An 18,591-nucleotide genomic window follows, 5' to 3' on the forward strand; every position below is an offset into this window, starting at 1 on the left:
TTGAATGCTGGCGGTGCTTCTTTTTGTATGACTTACGATTGCGCATGTGTGCTTGGTTCTGGAAGGCGGCGATAGCTGCTTACGAACCATAGGAGGAGGAGCACCATCAAGACCCCTCCGAGGAAGAACGGACCGCCGTGGGAGACCTGGTAAACCGCTCCACCAGCTAATGGACCCAAGATACGTCCTAGGCTGTCCATCGAGCTGATTGCTCCACTTGTCACGCCTTGGCCTTGCGTGGTTCGCTGGGTGATCATTGCGGTGGCTGTCGCTCTGATCATGCCTTGTCCCGCCCCGAATAAGGAGAGGATCAGCGCTAACACCCAAAAATTACCCGATAACGGAATGGCGAAAAATCCAATGCCGTAAAGAATCATCCCGATGACGAGGACACTTGCTTCCCCTAGCTGCTTGACCATTCTTCCGATCAGCCCGCCCTGTACAGCGGCAGCGATCAAGCCCATGACGAGAAACATGTAGCCGAGGTCTGTGGAGGTAAAACCGTACAAATCACTTATGTACAGGGCAAAAGTCGTTTCCAGTCCGGAAAAAGCAAAGGAAACGGTGAACAAAATACCGTACAGCAAGGACATAGAACCGAACAAAGAGACAAGCGGATTTTGCCGCTGTTCTTTTTGCAGATTCGCCCGTTTTTCTTTCGGCAGGCTTTCTGGCAAGGAAAACAGGATCAGGAAAAATGTAAGCAACGCCACGATACCCGAAGCGTAGAAGGGAACGGCAAAGCCGAATTTGCTGAGCAGTCCACCAATGACCGGACCGAAGACAAAGCTAAGTCCAATCCCTGCGCCAATGACCCCCATCCCTTTTGCCCGTTCTTCTGAAGGGAAGAGATCCGCTACCATTGCGGTTACGGTTGGCAATGCGGCAGCCGAGACGATTCCACCCAAAATGCGATACAGGAGCATTTCTGTATAACTGTCAGCGAGTCCAAACAGGATAAAGGTGATGGAAAAGCCGAACAGCCCAAATGATAGGAGTGGCTTTCGCCCGATTCTATCTGAAAGTGCCCCCCAAATCGGTGCAAACACCAGCTGCATAATATTGTAGCTGGCAAAAAGTACGCCGATTTGTAACGAAGTCGCACCCAATTTTTCCGCGAAAAAGGGAAGAATGGGGATAATGATGCCAAAACCGAGCATGATGAAAAAAGCAATAAAGAACAAGAGGGCAAGGTGCTTCTTATTCACTACGTCTACCTCTTTTCGCACAGAAATCTGTTCAAGCGAATTGTTTGCTTTTTCCACCTTACGTGAAGGAAATGGCGAAGTCAAGCCAGCAGCGTGGGCAGTTATAGCGAGACGTGCTATAATAGAAAAGAAACAAGAATGGCTACCTATATTGTCAAGTATATATCCATGAGGTGTTTGTTACATGTCTACTGCGATGCTTTACTACCTGGCCTGGCATGAAGATGATTGGCTGGATGAAGTGCTCGATCGTTTTCCTGAGATCAATGCCATTGTGCCTTCGGTCAAAACGTTTGAGTTGCTAGCTAAACAAAGAGAGTCCGGAGAAGTTGAGCGAGCTGTCCTCGTTCTGAATGCGGCTGTCGAACAGGAGAGATGCAAAGAGTTTTTACGCTTGTGTCAAGAACACCCGCAGCTATCCGCGGACCCTTTGTATATCGTCGGATTGAAACCGGAAGAGGAGGAGGCGTGGCAAGAAGCGTATCCACACGCGAAGATCATCGTCATTACCGGCTTTGCTGTCGAGTTTGATTACGATGCCGTCCTCGCAAGGATGGAGATCGATCTGGAGGGAGCTCATTGAAAATAAACCCGAATGAATTCGATTTGAAGGCGTTTCTGCACCGTTTCGGATTGGTTATTTATACAGGTGATCCTGAAGGGGATTTGCTGTTGATAGAAGATGAAATTCGGGAGCTATATGAGCTGAATGTCATTGACAAGGAAGAGTTCATTGAAGCCATGTCAGCGTTGCGCAGCAAGCGTAAGGCTGAGGGAAGAGAATAGAGCGTAAGAACGTGTTTGCCAAGCCGTGTGTAAGCGGTAGTTGGTGAACACGTTTTTTTGTTTGGGCATCTCGAATTGTATTTTGTAAGAAATTCTTCAGAAATACTTATCCTTTTCTTAAGGATTTCTGTCTTCTTTTGAAAGGTTTACCCGTTAGGATAGAGTGCAGAGAGAAAGGAGGCGGCACAGGTGGAGTTTACAGGGTATTACGAGCTATTCTGGGAGATGGTTACAGGCATGCTGGGAAAATTTATTCCTGATGAGATTATGGTCATGACCATGGGGGCACAGGTTGCCAATACAGGAGCGGACTTTTTTACAGCATTTGCCGTCATATACCCCGTTTTTTTCATCGTTTCTTGCGTGGGATACTTGCTGGGAGCGAAGGCATTTGGCTGGATGACCCGGAGGCTGGGCTTGCGTACTGATAGACTGTCGGTATTGCGCGGGTCAATGGGCTGGCTGCTTGCTTTTGGTATCTTTCTTCCGATTATTCGTCATACCGTGCCTATCCTCGCTGGTGCCAGCCGAATGTCGTTTCGGCAGTTCCTTCTATTCTTTTTGCCGAGCAGTATCGTTTGGACCTTGCATTACTATGTGGCAGGCTACTTGTTCTATGATCAACTGGAAATAATGATTGCGGGCGTTTATCAATATAGCAAAATTACATTGACGATTGTTTGTTTGGCAGGGTTTTCGTTCCTCCTGATTCGCCAGTTGCAGCGTCTTGGTGGAATGAAAGGACCTCGAACGAATAAGCAACCACCTGTGTCATAGATTCCCATTTTAACCTGAGCAGGTGGAAGCAGTAGGTCTGGCTAATCAGGGGGAAAAGGTCCTCTTCTGAGATTCGGTAAGCGAAGGGTAACGTAAAAAAGCAACCAACTGCCAAAGCGGGCACAAGGCGCCTGGCGGAGGGGTTGCTTTTTATGATTTATTCCACTCGAATGGAACGCTCCCAGCCAAAGCTGTCAAACCACTCTTTACGTCTAAAGTTCAAGAGAGCTTGTCTCACATATGGAATGACGTTCGGGGGTAATTTATCCATGTCCACCCATACGAGCTCATCGCATTTATTCGGCTCGGCATTGATAATTTCTCCGCGCCATTCGGTTGTCGCAACAAAAAAGTCAATGCGTTCATCTGTAGAGCGACGATGCATGACGCCTACCATCTCCAGGCTTGCTGGATCGATGTCAATTCCGCATTCTTCTTTGGCCTCGCGGATCGCGGCTGTCTTCACTTCTTCATTCCCATCGAGATGTCCGGCGGGAACACTGTAATTGCCGTCTTCGTAGCCGGTATTGTAGCGGCGTAATAATAAGACTTGCGAATCTTTTACCAGGAAAAGGTGAACGGCTACCCGCATCGCGAAGCGCTCTTTCAGCATGGGAATTCTCCTCTATTTAATGATACTCTTCCGGACGATGATTCTCGGCAGCCTGTCTCCGGCGTTCCAGTCTGTTTTTTTTCAAAATAGGAGAACTGGTCATCGCGAAGAGCAGCATTCCAATTCCAGCAACCCCTAAAACGATCCCGATAGTAAGATACAGCGAATTCATTGAAAAAGACCTCCTTAATTCATGCAAAGCGAACATGATTATGAATGGGAACTATGCTATAATGGCACAGTGTGTTTTTACCTGATTCTCGGTAGTAATTTCTAGAAAACGCAGGGAGGATTTTGCGAGATGACTCAGCATACGTCTGTTGATCAGCTATCCATTAATACCATCCGCACGCTGGCGATTGATGCCATCGAGAAGGCGAATTCCGGTCACCCGGGAATGCCGATGGGTGCAGCCCCTATGGCACATGTACTGTGGAGCCGCTTTATGAAAGTAAATCCGAGCAATCCAAAATGGATTGACCGTGATCGTTTTGTCCTCTCAGCAGGACATGGCTCTATGCTATTATACTCGATGTTGCATCTGATGAAATACGATGTTTCACTGGAAGACCTACATAATTTCCGTCAATGGGGCAGCAAAACGCCTGGTCACCCTGAGTTTGGACATACAGCGGGTGTTGACGCGACAACGGGTCCTTTGGGACAAGGGATCGCGATGGCTGTCGGTATGGCGATGGCTGAAAAGCACATGGCAGCTGTTTACAACCGCGACAATTTTGACATCGTTGACCATTACACATACGTAATTTGCGGCGACGGTGACCTGATGGAGGGTGTATCCAGCGAGGCTTCTTCCCTGGCTGCTCACCTGAAACTGGGCAAAATGATCGTGCTCTACGATTCGAACGATATCTCTCTGGATGGCGAGCTTTCCCGTTCCTTCTCTGAAAACGTTGCGGGTCGCTACCAAGCGTATGGTTGGCAATACATTCGCGTAGAAGACGGCAATGATCTGGCTGCGATTGACGCGGCTATCGCAGAAGCGAAAAAAGATTTGGACCGTCCTACCTTGATCGAAGTAAAAACTGTCATTGGATACGGTAGCCCGAACAAAGGCGGCTCCAGCTCTTCTCATGGCGCTCCTCTTGGAAAAGACGAAGTGAAGCTGACAAAAGCAAACTACGAGTGGCATCATGAAAGTGAGTTCCACGTACCACAAGAAGTGACGGATTTCTTTGCAGGCTTGGCTGACGCTGGCGAAAAAGCAGAAGCTGCTTGGCGCGACCTGTTTGCTGCATACGCAAAAGCGTATCCGGAACTGGCGCTGCAATTTACGACTGCAGAAGAAGGTCATCTGCCTGCTGGTTGGGACAACCATATGCCGACGTATGAAGCTGGCGCAAAGCTGGCGACACGCGTTGCTTCCGGTAATGCGATCAATGCATTGGCAAACAGCGTTCCGTTCTTCCTGGGCGGCTCTGCTGACTTGGCACATTCCAACAACACGGTGATTAAAGAAGCGGGCAACTTCCTGCCAGGTTCTTACGATGGCCGGAACATTTGGTTTGGTGTTCGCGAATTCGCGATGGGTGCAGCCCTCAACGGTATGGCTCTCCACGGTGGCGTTAAAGTATACGGGGGTACATTCTTCGTGTTCTCCGACTACGTTCGTCCGGCAATTCGCCTCTCTGCACTGATGAAGCAGCCAGTTGTCTACGTATTTACACATGACTCGATCGCAGTTGGTGAAGACGGACCGACGCATGAGCCGATTGAACAGCTCGCTTCCTTGCGTGCAATGCCAGGCTTGACCATTCTTCGTCCGTCTGATGCAGTGGAGACAAACGAGGCTTGGAAATATGCTGTATCCCGTACAGATGAGCCAGTCGTTCTGGTACTGACTCGTCAAAACCTGCCAGTTCTGCCTGAAACCATTGAGAAAGCGGCAGAAGGCGTGAGCAAAGGTGCGTATGTTCTCGCAGACGCTCCAAGCGGCAATCCGCAGCTCATCCTGCTCGCAACAGGATCTGAGGTATCCCTCGTGATGCAGGCGCGTGAGCAATTGCTTGCGAAAGGTATTGAAACACGCGTTGTTTCCATGCCGAGCTGGAACCTGTTCGAGCGTCAGCCAAAAGAGTATCGCGACGCTGTGATTCCACCGTCTGTCAAAGCGCGTGTGGCGGTAGAAATGGGCTCTCCAATGGGCTGGGAGCGTTATGCTGGTGATAACGGTACGGTCATCGCAATCGATCAGTTTGGCGCATCTGCACCAGGTGAGCGTATTATGAAGGAATACGGCTTCACGGTAGAAAATGTTGTAGCTGAAGCAGAAAAACTGCTGAAATAGTAAACCTTTAGGAAAAAGCCTATCTTCTGTTTCAGGAGATAGGCTTTTCCAGTGACAAACGGAATTTTGTATGGAATGATAGACTACAACCCAAAACAGAAACTTTTTTGAAATGGGACCGTCTATATAAGATGTGGGGGAGAGAGAGAATACCAGGAGGTAAATAATGGCAGCAAAGGCCAAGAAGAAAGTCAAGAAGAAAAAGAACAACTTGCTGATGATTGCCGTATCGTTTGCAATTTTCCTTGTCCTTAGTGTGATTGGGGGCTACTTCGCCCTGTTGTATGCGGGAGACCGGATGATTGAGCAAAACGTACAAAAGCTACAGGACTTAAAAGCAGAACCAACTGTCATTTACGACAAAAACGGGAAAGAGATAATTAGTCTGATTCGTCAGAAGAACCGTGTATACAAACCGATTAATGAAATGCCAAAGACCCTGATCGATGCGTTCCTCGCTGTAGAGGATAAGCGCTTTTATGAACATAAGGGCGTGGATATGGTTCGGATCGGTGGCGCCATAGTCAATGACATCAAAAAAGGATCGCTGGCTGAAGGGGGAAGTACGATTACCCAACAGTTGGCAAGAAACGTCTTTCTCACCCTAGATCAAACATTCTGGCGCAAAACAAAAGAAATGAGTATTGCGATTGGCTTGGAGCGTAAGTACTCCAAGGATCAAATTTTAGAGATGTACTTGAACCGCGTTTATTTGGGCGAAGGGGAATTTGGGGTAGCGGATGCTGCCCAGTATTACTTCGGCAAGTCGGTAAGCGATGTTACCGTTGCAGAAGCAGCGATGCTGGCGGCGATTCCAAAAGCACCGAGCACCTATTCACCATTTAACAATCCGGAAAAAGCCAAGCTACGTCGAGATACTGTTATACGTCTAATGTCTGAGCAAGGCATTATTACCAATGAACAAAAGGATGCAGCTCAAGCAGAGGCGTTGCCGACCAAACCGCATGAAGTGGCCGGTGGCAGCTTGAAAAAAGGCTATCGCGCGTTTTTTGACAATATGTTAAAAGAGTCCGAAGCAGAGTTCGGTGTAACGGAAGAAGAACTGTACCGCGGAGGCTGGGACATTTACACGACCTTTGATCCGAAAGTACAGGATGCTATGGTAGAGGAATATGCCAATGCCAAAAACTTCCCGAAAGACGGCGCCAAGCGCGGTGTAGAATCATCGATGATTGTCATCGACGCGAAAACGGGCGGAATTGCCGGGATGGTGGGCGGACGCAACTATGCGCCAAAAGGCTTTAACTATGCGACAGACATGAAGCGTCAGCCGGGCTCCAGCTTTAAACCGATTGCTGTGTTTGCTCCGGCAGTCAATAAAGATATCAACAAATGGAACGCAAATTCGCAACTGAGCAACAAAAGGCAGAGCTTCAATGGCTATGAGCCGCGCAACTACAATAACCGCTACACTGAATCAGTCAGTATGAGCCGGGCGATGATCGACTCTGCAAATATCCCGCCTGTTTGGCTGTTAAATGAAATTGGGGTATCAGAAAGCTTGGCATACCTCAAGAAAGTCGGCATAGAGCTGACACCGAATGACCGAAACCTGGCGATTGCTCTCGGGGGATTGAATCAAGGTATATCACCGAAGCAAATGGCTCAGGCCTATACACCTTTTGTGAATGCAGGGGTAGTTTCCGAGGCACACTCGATCAGCAAGGTCGAGAATAAGGATGAGGGTGTCGTCCGTGAATACCAGCCAAAACAATCTGAAGCACTGAAGCCGGAAGCAGCTTGGGAGATTCATACCATGCTGGAGAAAGCGGTTCAGGAAGGGACAGGGAAGGCAGCGCGTATCTCTGGCCGCCATGTTGCGGGTAAAACCGGTACGACCCAATCGATAGCAGGGGACAGCAAAGCAAACAAGGATGCTTGGTTTGTGGGCTATACTCCGGAATATGTCGGTGCCGTTTGGATGGGCTTCGATCCGGAGGACAAACAGCATTTGATGCACCAAGGAAGTAGCATGACAGCGCAAATGTTCTCCAAAGTGATGGGAACCGCCTTAAAAGGTGTGCCGTCATCGGACTTCGTTCGACCAGAAGGCGCCGTACAACATAAAAAAGAAGAAGTTGAACCAGAAATCCAATTGGCTGCAGACATGACATTGGACACAAGTACGAATAAATTGATGGTCGTGCTTAGCTGGATTGGTGGGCCTGACGGCGATACGTACGATCTTTACCGCATTAGTGAAAGCGGCGAAAGGAAACTCATCTCTGCGGGTATGAAGGAAACCTCTTATGTAGATGTGTTGGATAGTCCGAAACAGTATCAGTATCAAGTCGTTCCACGAAATGCACAAGGCGAAGAAGGCACGCCTTCAAAAACAGTCCCAATCGATTCCAAGAAGCTGGAGAATATGATCAATCAAGATCCAGGTCATAACGATGAAAGCAGCAATCAGGGACAAAATCCGGATGGTACGGGAAATGGCAACGGGGAAATTCCACCTGACCAAGGTACCGGAGAAACTGGTGAGCATACTAATAATGGAGGCAGTAGCCAACCGCCAAATCCGGGAACAGGTGAGGTTCCACCGGACATCATGAATCCAGAGCCTGGTCAGACAAATGGTTCTTCCAATGAAATTCAATTACCACCACCTCCACAAGAGGATGGGCAGAACCAGTCCCCAGATGCTTCAAACGGCTAAAGATTAGCCCAGCAAGAACGATTCAAAACCGATTCGACTATTTGCACAGCTTCTTTCGCGTGGTACAATACCATTAAATCGGGAGACAGGGGGGACAGTCCATGTCTAGCTACGCACAAAGGGATCTACCCACATTTTTCAAAGAACAGTTACGCCAAACCAAGGTGAATTTTGAGCGAGCACTTGACTGTAAACACACCGATTTCGATGATCTTTACCCATACATGAACGAGCAGCCACAGTTCTTCTGGTACAAACGTTACGTGGCTTGGTCAGAACTGTTGACCGTCGTACGTCTAGCTGAACAATTGGGTATTGAGTGGACAGAGGATTTCAGTGAGCAGCAGGTAGAATTCATTCAAGGCAAGGTTCTGCAAGGAAAAGTGCTCGATTATTGGAACCCAGAAGAAGAACAAGAAGAATCGATGAGGGAATTGGAAGAAGAAAAATAAATGTGATCGTAAAAACATGGCGCGTTCCCATTGCGGGAACGCGCTTTTTTGCGTGCGCGAAGCTAGGCTCACTTTTGAAAGGAATAGTGTCTAATATTACATACATGTTTATGTATTTTTGTAAAAAAAATGTATACACCCTTGCTCTTCTTTTCTGTTATATGCATTGGCACCATAATTGCAATTTCTAACAGCGTGTCATTTATCTCATTCCGTTACCATTCAAAGGAGGTTTGCTCATTCATGAAGAAAAAGCGCCACACGGTACACACAAGCCGCATGATGGCTGGTGTTCTTCTCTCAACATCCTTTCTATTGGGGACAGTTGGTACTCCTGCCCAAGCCTTGGCAGTCAAGGATTACTCGAGTGCGATCGGAAGGGATGCACATCAAAACGTTCCGCCTTCTGGGAAATATGTAGAGGGAAGGCTGGACCCAGTCACCTCGTTTCAGCATCAATCCAGTGACAAAGCAGGGGAATATCCCCATCCAGTGGAGCCGACCTGGCGTGTAGAGGAGCAAGAGTCTTCGAACAAACAGCAACGGAGCATAAAGGCAAATGCCGAAAAGTACGCGATGTCCGATTTGAACAAGCTCAGTTATGACGAATTAGTCAATGTACTGGTGACGGTCAGCTGGGAGCAGATTCCTGAATTATTCGATTTTACCCCCGATTCGTATGCCTTTTACAATGATCGGCAGCGCGTTCAGGCCATCATTGACGCATTGCAAGTCAGAGGCACACAATACTCCAGCAGCGATTCTAAAGGAATAGACACCTTGGTAGAGGTTCTTCGCTCTGGATATTACCTCGGCTACTACCACCAGGAATTATCCTATCTTAATCAGAGAAGCGAGCATGAAAAAGTGTTCCCTGCTCTACAAGCCATTGCCGACAATCCGAATTTCAAATTAGGGACAGATGCCCAAAATGAGGTGGTAGGTGCATTTGGTGGACTTATTGGAAACACGTTTGTAAGCGCTTCCCTTGTGGAGAAAGCTGCACCGATCATCCGTCAATACGAAGAACAAATGGATACGTTCATCACGCAGCGGAGTGCGGGAGATGCTGTATTCCGCATCATGAGCCAGTTTAGCTATATTCTGATGTGGAAAGTGGATGAACCAACCAAGAAACAGGAGTTTTACGGCAAAATCGATACGTATCTGAACGAGTTGGGAAAACTCGCGTTGCATGGCGATACGGATGAAGCGAAGGAATGGGTCCTCGACAATGGGTTTTATCATAGTGCGTATTTGGGAGGATACCATTCCAATCCGAATAAGGGCAACGAGGTCCTCACAGAAGCATTAGAGCTTTATCCGTATGTGGGACTCCAATATATGCAGGTAGCGAAGCTGATCCAGACGGTCTATGGCGGAAAAGACGCTAAGGGAAGGGACATCCAGTTCAACAAGATTCGTGAGGATGCCATGGAAAAGTATTTGCCCAAAGAATACACATTTGATGACGGAAGCATCGTCATGAAAACAGGAGCGGATGTCACAGAAGAAAAAGTCAAACGGTTATACTGGGCGGCAAAAGAGGTAAAAGCGCAGTTTCATCGGATGGCAGGGCGAGATGAACCGATGGAGGAAGGGAACCCCGACGATATTTTAACCATGGTCCTTTACAATAGTCCTTCAGAGTACAAGATGAACAACCCCCTGTATGGCTATGAGACGGACAACGGGGGCATGTATATCGAGGGGAAAGGAACTTTCTTCACCTACGAACGAACACCGCAGCAGAGCACGTACACACTGGAAGAATTATTCCGCCATGAATTCACGCACTATTTGCAAGGGCGCTATGCCATACCTGGCTTGTGGAATGAAGGACCGATTTACAGAGACGAGAGACTGTCGTGGTTTGAAGAAGGAGGAGCGGAACTGTTTGCAGGCTCCACGCGAACAACAGGCGTTTTGCCTCGAAAATCCATGGTCAACAATCTGATTCGCTTTGGACAAAATAATTGGTATACAGCCTCTCAAACTTTGCATGCACGCTACGGCACGTGGGATTTTTATACGTATTCATACGCCTTGCAGTATCACATGATGAAAGAGGACTGGAACAAGCTCGATGATATCATGGATTACATAGAGGCCAATAACGTGGATGGTTATGACCAGTTCATCCGTACGCTCAGCAATGATTCAGAGCTAAATCGGGATTACCACCGAACAATGGAATCTTTGGTGGACAGCTATCCTGATCTGACCGTGCCGCTGGTGTCAGATGATTATTTGGTCACACCATCCCCCAAAGCAAGTGCAGAAATCTTCCAAGAAATTGAGGATGTCGCTGGATTGAAAAATGTGTCTACAGACAGGCATGATTCAGAGTTTTTCCAAACCTTTACGTTAACCGGGACGTACACGGGTACGCAGGCACAAGGGGAGAAGCAAGACTGGGAAACGATGAGTCGCATGACAGACGAGTTTCTAACTACACTTACTTCCCACCCGTGGAACGGCTACAAAACCGTAACCGCCTACTTTACCAACTATAGAGTAAATGCGTCCAATCAGTTTGAGTATGATGTCACGTTCCACGGAGTACTTCCAGAACAAGGGGATGGTGAGAACAAGCCGCCTGTTATTGTCATGAACGGACCGTCAAAAGCAGCTGTAAACGAGGAGGTTGCATTCAGTAGTAACGGAAGCTCCGATCCGGATGGGAGCATCGTATCCTATCTGTGGGAATTTGGAGATGGCACAACTAGCAGTGATGCCAACCCTACGCATGTCTACGAAAATCAGGGAGAATATACCGTAAAACTGCGAGTAACGGATGACAAAGGAGCGGTTACTGCGAAATCGATGACGATCGCGATCGAGGAGCAGGGTGGAGAAATCGGGGAAAAGGAACAGGAGCCAAACAACAGCTTTTCAGAGGCAAATCCGTTGAAAAGCAATGTGGAGCTGAGTGGTCAAACAAGTAAACAGGACGACAAGGACATTTTTGCCTTGAAGGTATTGGGCAACGGAACAGTGAAAATCAACGTAACGAGTGAGCATAATACTGGTTTGAACTGGGTCGTTCATCACGAGGATGATCTGAATCATTATTTCGCTTACCCCAAAACCTCAGGAAAAACGCTCTCTGGTGAGTTTGAAGCAACTCCGGGTACCTATTATTTGTCCGTGTACAACTTTAACGGTGAAACCATTCCATATAAAGTAACCGCGGAATGGCCAGAAGAAAATACAGAACCAAGCGAAACGGAGCCAAACAATTCATTTGATGACGCTAATACGCTACAGTTGGGCGAAGAGATAAGTGGTCAAACCGATCGTACAGATGACAAGGACACGTACATGATTCAGGTCGAAGAGGAAGGAGTCGTTCAAGTTACGGTAAGTAGCGAGAAGGACGAAGGCTTAAACTGGGTGGTGTTCCATGAAGATGATCTCGAAACGTATTTCGCCTACCCCAAAACCACAGGTAAGAAACTGACTGGAGAATTTGAGGCAAAACCAGGGAAATATTACTTGTTAGTCTACAACACTAACAACACGAAGATTCCGTACAAAGCTATAGTGAACGCAGAGTAATCCCCTATTCATAGGAAGAAAAGCCCTTTCTACCCCTTTTTAAAAAGGATAGAAGGGCTTTTTTTCGCTTGATAAGCGTCTGGTAAAAATCAGCGCGTAACGTTGTGACGTTCCGCACGTCTTTTCTTTACGTAGCTGAAAGAATCAATGGAGCCAATTGTAAATGACTTGTGGCGTCTCTTCCTCAGGACCAGCCGGGAGGACGAATGGAACAGGGTTGCTCCAAGGCTGGGCAGGGGACGGGGCATTGGAGATCATGAATTCTGTCCCCAATGAAACAAAGCTGTACAATTCCTCGATAGCGGCATTGTACAAGCGAACACAGCCGAGTGAAACGGATGAGCCAATGCTCTCGGGATGGTTTGTCCCGTGGAGGGCATAACCGTTCTCCTGAAAGACCATGCCCCTCGTACCATAAATATTGTCATGTCCGCGAGGCTGATTGATTTTTTGTTGAATGGTATAGTAGCCTTCGGGTGTAGAACCGTTTTTTCCTATGGCGACCGGATAGCTGCGTACCAGATGGGAACCGCTGATGAGCTTCATCGTATGTGTCGATGTAGTCAATTGAAGCTGTAACGGTTCGAAAGGCGCAACTGGCTCCGGATAGCCGGGAAGCGGCAGTACATTGCGCAAGCTGTCCCATGCGGACTCTGGCAAGAAGGCCTTGGGATGATACGGATAGCTTTTTAACAAAAGTCTTTTTGGCGGTACTGGAATCTGCGGCAAATAATTGCCTGGATAAGCGCCGGCCAGATCAGACAGCTGGGCAGGCAATGTACCCGTTTGCTGATAGTAGCGATACAAGGCGTTTCGCAAGATCAGTACATGCTGAAGGGTTAGCTGCTCATCCGTGAGTTCTGCCTTACTTTTAGCAAGCGTCGGTTCTCGTTCCAATTGCACAGGTTTATCCCACCATTTTTCACTGAGAACAGTTCGACTCGTCGGATTGTAACGCAAGATGCCTCGGACTTCGCGAGGCTGATAAAACAGCAAGGGACGGAATAGCGGTGAACCAGGTACTTCTGGGACAACCATCACTGTAAAAGGCTGTGTCAGAGCTGGACGCCGGGACTCAACATACCGCCGGACCTGTTCAGATAGCTCACGGGCACTGAGTGTAGGAGGGACTGCAATGACCTCTACATGTGGCTGTGTTTGAGCTGTTGTCGGTACGGGCTGTTTGGAAGCCAGCGGTATTGTCTCGGATGACGCATCTCTCAACGGTCCGGGCGAAAAAGCGAATTGAAAATAGAGAAACAAGAGCGAAGCCAAGAGTAAACGTGTTCGACTGCCCAAGGAATGGCGCTGTCGCTCACGCAGCAGTCTGTGATAAGCGTCACGCGTCTCGTTGTAATACGGGCCTTGCTTGGATACGAGACCACGCCTATACGCTTCGAGAGCTTGTTCCGAGTTTCCTTGTGCTTCTCGTTGTTTGCCAAGGTGAAACCACCCAATGGCTTCGTTTGGATACTGAGTCGTATACCACCGGTAAAAGGCGAGGTCGCTCTGATCCGGATATTTCATATGAAAGGTACTTTTTTCCTGAAGAAAGGAAACCTTGTCCACGGATGCTTCTCCCCCAAATAAATGAGCGTTTAAAAAGGCGCCCTTATTAGGATGTATCGGCGGGAGACGGGAAAATAATGAGAGTGGAGGTCAAAAATGGTTTACTTACGAACGATCAAGCTGCTGCGGGAGAAATTTCCCAACACGAAAGAATATCCATTTCACTTGCCTTCCTTGCGCAAGCTGGAAGAGATTGAGCTTGCGAGCAGTGTCACTTTTTTTGTAGGAGAGAATGGCTCGGGTAAATCTACCTTATTGGAATCCATTGCTTATCAATGCGGTTTTAACACGGCTGGAGGATCACGTCACAACTTTTATGCGGTGCATCGCTCGGAGGCGATTCTGGGTGACTACATACGCCTTTCCTGGCTGCCTAAAATAACGAATGGCTTTTTCCTACGAGCGGAGAGCTTCTATCAGTTTGCCAGCCATATCGATGAGATGGGCCCGAAAAGCTATCAACATTACGGCGGACGCTCGCTGCATGAGCAGTCGCACGGAGAATCTTTTTTCTCGTTGTTTGCCAATCGCTTCAATGGCAGGGGAATCTACCTGCTGGATGAGCCTGAGGCTGCTCTTTCACCGAAGCGTCAAATTGCTTTTTTGTACATGATGCGTGATTTGGTGGAAGAAGGAGCACAATTTATCATTGCGTCGCACTCGCCGATTCTATTGGGCTATCCTGGAGCGACTATCCTTAATTTTGACGAATCGCCGGTACAAGAGGTGAATTATCGCGATACAGAGCACTATCAATTGACGCGCCGTTTCTTGGAGAAGCCCGATTTATTTTTAGATGAAAAATAATTTTCATTCTTCCTGTCACAAAAATCCCCTTGGCGGTTTCTATTAGATGAACGAAGCAGTAGAGGCATTCGTTAATGGCGCACGCGGGAAGGAGGAATCCAGTGGAGGTGCAAGCAAACCTGGTGATGAACCATGCTCGAGTAGAGGATCATACAGATTCCTTTCAAGAATTGTTTACGACTTATTATCCGTTTGTAGTCCGACAGATCATGCGAATTGTGAAAGATCAACAAACGGCAGAAGACATTGCACAGGATGTATTTCTCTCCTTTTACCATACCGATCGCACAGTGATCGAACATATCCCGGCATGGCTGTCCAAGTCCGCGCTCTACGCAGCGTACAATTATCTTCGTTCAGAAAAACGCAGGTACGCCAGACAAGAGCGAAGTGCATCCGAGCAAGAACACGTCAGCCCTTCTTCAGAAGAGATGTGGCTTGCAAAAGAGTCCCAGAGTATCGTCCGCGATGTGCTAGAGGAGCTAGACGAGCGGGAACGAACCTTGCTGGTCATGAAATATTCCGGATTTCCTTATGCGGAATTGGCGAAAGCGACTGGCACGCAGATCAGCTCGGTGGGAACACTCCTCGCGAGAGCGAAAAGTAAATTTCGTACCATATATGGCCGGATGAGGGGGGAAGAGGAATGAAATGTGCCGATACAGGCTTTATCCAGACGTTCTTGGATGGGGAATGCAGTTCAAAAGAAAGTAAGCAATTCCTGCTTCATCTGGAGTACTGTGAAACCTGCCGCACACAGCTGAACGAACTGTCCGCGTTGGATAGCTGGACTCGTGAGAAGATGGAGCATGCTTTTTCCGAGACAAACGGTGGGAAGGTCAATACGGAAGCAGCGTGGCAGCGATTTTCGCAATCCATCGAGAAAACAACTGACACCTATGCACAAGAGCGACAAATGATAACCAATCGAGCAACAATGAGAAGGAGCTGGAATCAGATGAACAAGCAAACAAAAAGATGGGTAACAGGTGCTTCGGCAGCAGCAGTATTGGCTGTGTCCCTTTCTTTCCCCCAAGTACAAGCAGCAGCGAACGATTTTCTGTCCATTTTCCGCATGGATAAAGTAGAGTTTGTCAAAGTGACGCAAGAGGATCTGCGAGAGGTCGAACAATGGATCGCTAACGGCAATTGGGGCGAGACGGAACTGCCTGGGATCGGGAAAATCTGGATGGATAAAAACGATCAAGAGAAACTTGAGCAAAGAAGCTACTATTACAACAACAAGGAATCCGCTGAAAAGGCGGGCGTGAAGCTGCCACAGCTGCCGCAGGACGTCACGGTGGATAGTGTAGAGATCCAATCACCTTTTACTATGCACATGGAGATCGATGCCGATCGTGCAAACAAGCTACTGGCCCAATTGCAGGTAGAGGCGCGCTTTGATGAAAAACTGAGTGGCAAACGCTTCTCCTTGAAGATTCCACAGATGCAGCAGGTCAGGATGCTTATCGGAAAATATAATATTAGCTACTTTGTCGTAGACGCTCCTGAGCTAAGCGCACCAGAGGGAGTCGATCTGGCACAGCTTCGCGAGACAATCTTGGCCCTGCCGTTCATTCCTGATCAAGTGAAAAAGCAGATGATTAGCATCGAAGACTGGCAGCATACCCTCCCTGTACCATACATGGCAGACGGCGAGAGTAAGATGAAGGAAGTAAAAGTGAACGGTCAAAACGGAATGCTGATCACAGGTAAATACAATGCGCATCTGATGTGGCAGCAGGATGGACAGATTCACATGCTGGAAGGCAGCGAAAAGAGCGCCGATGGGCTGTTGGATTTTGCCAATCAACTGAAATAAGGAAATAAATAGTTGGGAATTGGCAGAGTTTTCCTGAAAAGGGAGGGCTCTGCTTTGTCCCGTTTGTCATGGAGAAAGTGAGGTTAGCGATGTCAGATTATGTGATTGAGACCTGGGACTTGACCAAGCAATATAACGGCAAGGCCGGCTGCAAAAATATTACGCTACAAGTACCACGTGGCTCCGTATTTGGTTTCCTCGGGCAAAATGGAGCGGGTAAAAGTACCTTTGTCAGGACGATGCTCGGGTTATTGCACCCAACGAATGGCAAAGCAGTTATGCTTGGGCAGCCGATTGGTAGTGTCGAATCGCGAAAAAAGGTAGGGTACTTACCAGAGCTATTCCGCTATCCGGATTGGTTGACAGGTCAACAGCTTTTAGAGCATCATGCCGAGTTGTGTGGATTAACACATCGCGAGAGTAAAACAGTCATAAAAAATGTCGTTGAGCTGGTCGGAATGGCTGGACGTGAGCGTGAACGCATCCGTGGCTATTCTAAAGGCATGCAGCAGCGTATCGGGATTGCCTGCGCCCTCTTATCCGATCCAGAGCTGATCTTCCTCGATGAGCCGACCTCCGCACTGGACCCAATCGGGCGAAAAGAAGTGCGTGAGCTGATCGCGCGGCTTCGTGACCAAGGAAAGACGGTCTTTCTCAACAGTCATCTCCTGAGTGAAATGGAGAGCGTGTGCAACTACGTCGGGATCATTCACAGCAGTGAGCTGGTCGTACATGGCGACTGGCGCAAGCTGAGCAGCGTCCAACCGCAAATTGAATTGACTGTGGAAAAGGATAGCGCTGGCTTGCCTAACGAGCTTCCTTCTTTCGTCACAGAGAGTCGTCTCGTTAGACAAGAGGAAGACCGTGATACATGGTTAATAACGCTGGATCAGGACAATCGGGTACCCGCTCTGTTGCAACAATTGGTTGCATCCGGGGCTGGAGTACATGAAGTCGTGCGCAAACAGCAATCACTGGAAGACGTATTCCTGTATTGGGTGCAGAGAAAGGAGGGAGAACGACATGTGGCCGATCATCAAAATCACGTATAGAGAAATGATCTCCAAGCGTATTTTCACGATTACGCTGATCATGTCGCTGGCCTTCTTGCTGCTGTTTGGACTTGCCACAGGCTATGCCGTCAAGGAAATGAAGGACTCATTCGGGGGCGCAGGTCCAGAAGCTTTGCTGCAAAAAAACTTTTTTTCCACGCAGCTCTTGGGAATGGGCTTGTACTTTGGCTCCGTCATTACGGCACTCCTGGCGATTTTGAGCAGTGTCGGGAGTATTGCATCTGAAATCGAGAGCCACCAAATCGACACGTGGCTAGCCCGTGCCCTTCCTCGCTACAAATATGTATTGGGGAAATTTTTCGGGTTGGCAAGTATGTTGGGGCTTTACGCACTCCTGATGTTTGCCGGACTTTTGGCGATCAACCAATGGGTGGGTGGCGGTGCGTTGGCTGTTCAGGTAAGTGGAGCCCAAATCCTGAAAGCAGCAGCTTTCTTCGTAAGTATGCCGATCATTCTTGTCTGTGTAGCCATGCTCTTGAGCAGTATAACTACAACAGTAACAGGCGGTATTATCCTGATCATTTTGTACGGGATCAGCTTCATCGGTGGCTTTATCGAGCAGCTTGGTGTTGCCTTTAGCAACAGCTCACTCACGAACATCGGGATTATTTCCAGCCTGGTTTTTCCAACCGATTCGTTATTCAGGCAAATGACGCTCTCACTATTTGACACGGCAGACGATCCGTTGTCCTTTGCTTCGCAAGGAATTTTCGGGACGACATCTCCTCCGAGTACTGCCATGCTCATCTACACCGTTCTCTATGGCATTGTGGCGTTGGGGCTGTCCATCCGGGTGTTTCAAAAGCGGGATGTATAAAATACAAGAAAGAACGGCTTGATTCGTGCCGTTCTTTTTCTTTTCCCTTGATTTTTATGACGTTAATAGAGGAAATGCGGTTAAAACAGTTTATGCGCATATTCTATTCGGATTT

16 protein-coding genes are annotated in these 18,591 nt (G+C 48.1%); 12 read left to right on the forward strand and 4 right to left on the reverse strand.

The window, feature by feature from the left end:
* Window positions 1-32 precede the first annotated feature (32 nt).
* Window positions 33-1,370, reverse strand: a complete 1,338-nt coding sequence (locus ODZ53_RS23050) for an MFS transporter (RefSeq protein WP_372680503.1) — start codon at window positions 1,368-1,370, stop codon at window positions 33-35.
* Between the two features lie 22 nt (window positions 1,371-1,392).
* On the opposite strand from ODZ53_RS23050, the gene ODZ53_RS23055 reads away from it, so the two are divergent.
* The 3 genes from ODZ53_RS23055 (at window position 1,393) to ODZ53_RS23065 (ending at window position 2,771) form a co-directional block, all read left to right on the forward strand.
* Entirely contained in the window at window positions 1,393-1,791 is a 399-nt protein-coding gene (locus ODZ53_RS23055) for a hypothetical protein (RefSeq protein WP_016743052.1), read from the forward strand.
* Entirely contained in the window at window positions 1,788-1,994 is a 207-nt protein-coding gene (locus ODZ53_RS23060; RefSeq protein ID WP_015892550.1) for a YqgQ family protein, read from the forward strand. Before ODZ53_RS23055 ends, ODZ53_RS23060 begins: the two co-directional genes overlap by 4 nt.
* A gap of 189 nt (window positions 1,995-2,183) precedes the next feature.
* The gene (locus ODZ53_RS23065; protein ID WP_372680329.1) at window positions 2,184-2,771 is read left to right on the forward strand and encodes a DedA family protein; all 588 of its coding nucleotides are present in this window, start codon (window positions 2,184-2,186) and stop codon (window positions 2,769-2,771) included.
* Window positions 2,772-2,928: 157 nt separating this feature from the next.
* Here ODZ53_RS23065 and ODZ53_RS23070 read toward each other — a convergent pair whose 3' ends face one another.
* Both ODZ53_RS23070 and ODZ53_RS23075 read right to left on the reverse strand, forming a co-directional pair.
* A complete protein-coding gene (locus tag ODZ53_RS23070; RefSeq protein ID WP_372680331.1) occupies window positions 2,929-3,384 on the reverse strand; it encodes an NUDIX hydrolase in 456 nt (151 codons plus the stop codon).
* Window positions 3,385-3,400: 16 nt separating this feature from the next.
* On the reverse strand, window positions 3,401-3,556 hold the full coding sequence (locus tag ODZ53_RS23075; RefSeq protein WP_235442425.1) for a hypothetical protein: 156 nt from the start codon (window positions 3,554-3,556) through the stop codon (window positions 3,401-3,403).
* Window positions 3,557-3,685: 129 nt separating this feature from the next.
* Between ODZ53_RS23075 and tkt the strand changes: the two genes are divergently transcribed.
* The 4 genes from tkt to ODZ53_RS23095 all read left to right on the forward strand — a co-directional run bounded on the left by tkt (window position 3,686) and on the right by ODZ53_RS23095 (window position 12,388).
* Window positions 3,686-5,692, forward strand: coding sequence for a transketolase (gene tkt, locus ODZ53_RS23080; RefSeq protein ID WP_015892539.1), 2,007 nt, complete (start codon window positions 3,686-3,688; stop codon window positions 5,690-5,692).
* Window positions 5,693-5,858: 166 nt separating this feature from the next.
* The gene (locus tag ODZ53_RS23085) at window positions 5,859-8,375 is read left to right on the forward strand and encodes a PBP1A family penicillin-binding protein (protein ID WP_372680334.1); all 2,517 of its coding nucleotides are present in this window, start codon (window positions 5,859-5,861) and stop codon (window positions 8,373-8,375) included.
* 101 nt (window positions 8,376-8,476) lie between these two features.
* Window positions 8,477-8,827, forward strand: a complete 351-nt coding sequence (locus ODZ53_RS23090; protein ID WP_015892537.1) for a hypothetical protein — start codon at window positions 8,477-8,479, stop codon at window positions 8,825-8,827.
* 243 nt (window positions 8,828-9,070) lie between these two features.
* Entirely contained in the window at window positions 9,071-12,388 is a 3,318-nt protein-coding gene (locus ODZ53_RS23095; protein ID WP_372680336.1) for a collagenase, read from the forward strand.
* Window positions 12,389-12,532: 144 nt separating this feature from the next.
* Here ODZ53_RS23095 and ODZ53_RS23100 read toward each other — a convergent pair whose 3' ends face one another.
* On the reverse strand, window positions 12,533-13,957 hold the full coding sequence (locus ODZ53_RS23100; protein WP_372680338.1) for a L,D-transpeptidase: 1,425 nt from the start codon (window positions 13,955-13,957) through the stop codon (window positions 12,533-12,535).
* A 96-nt stretch (window positions 13,958-14,053) separates the two neighbouring features.
* Here ODZ53_RS23100 and ODZ53_RS23105 point away from each other — a divergent pair, with 96 nt between their 5' ends.
* The 5 genes from ODZ53_RS23105 to ODZ53_RS23125 all read left to right on the forward strand — a co-directional run bounded on the left by ODZ53_RS23105 (window position 14,054) and on the right by ODZ53_RS23125 (window position 18,476).
* The gene (locus ODZ53_RS23105; RefSeq protein ID WP_372680340.1) at window positions 14,054-14,764 is read left to right on the forward strand and encodes an AAA family ATPase; all 711 of its coding nucleotides are present in this window, start codon (window positions 14,054-14,056) and stop codon (window positions 14,762-14,764) included.
* Between the two features lie 101 nt (window positions 14,765-14,865).
* Window positions 14,866-15,414: an RNA polymerase sigma factor SigX gene (locus ODZ53_RS23110; protein ID WP_142497827.1), complete on the forward strand. Its 549-nt coding sequence runs from the start codon at window positions 14,866-14,868 to the stop codon at window positions 15,412-15,414.
* A complete protein-coding gene (locus tag ODZ53_RS23115; RefSeq protein WP_372680342.1) occupies window positions 15,411-16,586 on the forward strand; it encodes an anti-sigma factor family protein in 1,176 nt (391 codons plus the stop codon). Before ODZ53_RS23110 ends, ODZ53_RS23115 begins: the two co-directional genes overlap by 4 nt.
* An 89-nt stretch (window positions 16,587-16,675) precedes the next feature.
* Window positions 16,676-17,638: an ABC transporter ATP-binding protein gene (locus ODZ53_RS23120; RefSeq protein ID WP_372680344.1), complete on the forward strand. Its 963-nt coding sequence runs from the start codon at window positions 16,676-16,678 to the stop codon at window positions 17,636-17,638.
* Window positions 17,610-18,476 (forward strand): ABC transporter permease subunit, encoded by an 867-nt coding sequence (locus ODZ53_RS23125; protein ID WP_372680346.1) that lies wholly within the window; start codon window positions 17,610-17,612, stop codon window positions 18,474-18,476. The genes ODZ53_RS23120 and ODZ53_RS23125 overlap by 29 nt, the downstream gene beginning before the upstream one ends.
* The last annotated feature ends 115 nt before the right edge of the window (window positions 18,477-18,591 follow it).

It is taken from the genome of Brevibacillus sp. BD137 (assembly GCF_041644655.1).
Classification (GTDB): Bacteria; Bacillota; Bacilli; order Brevibacillales; family Brevibacillaceae; genus Brevibacillus; species Brevibacillus brevis_D.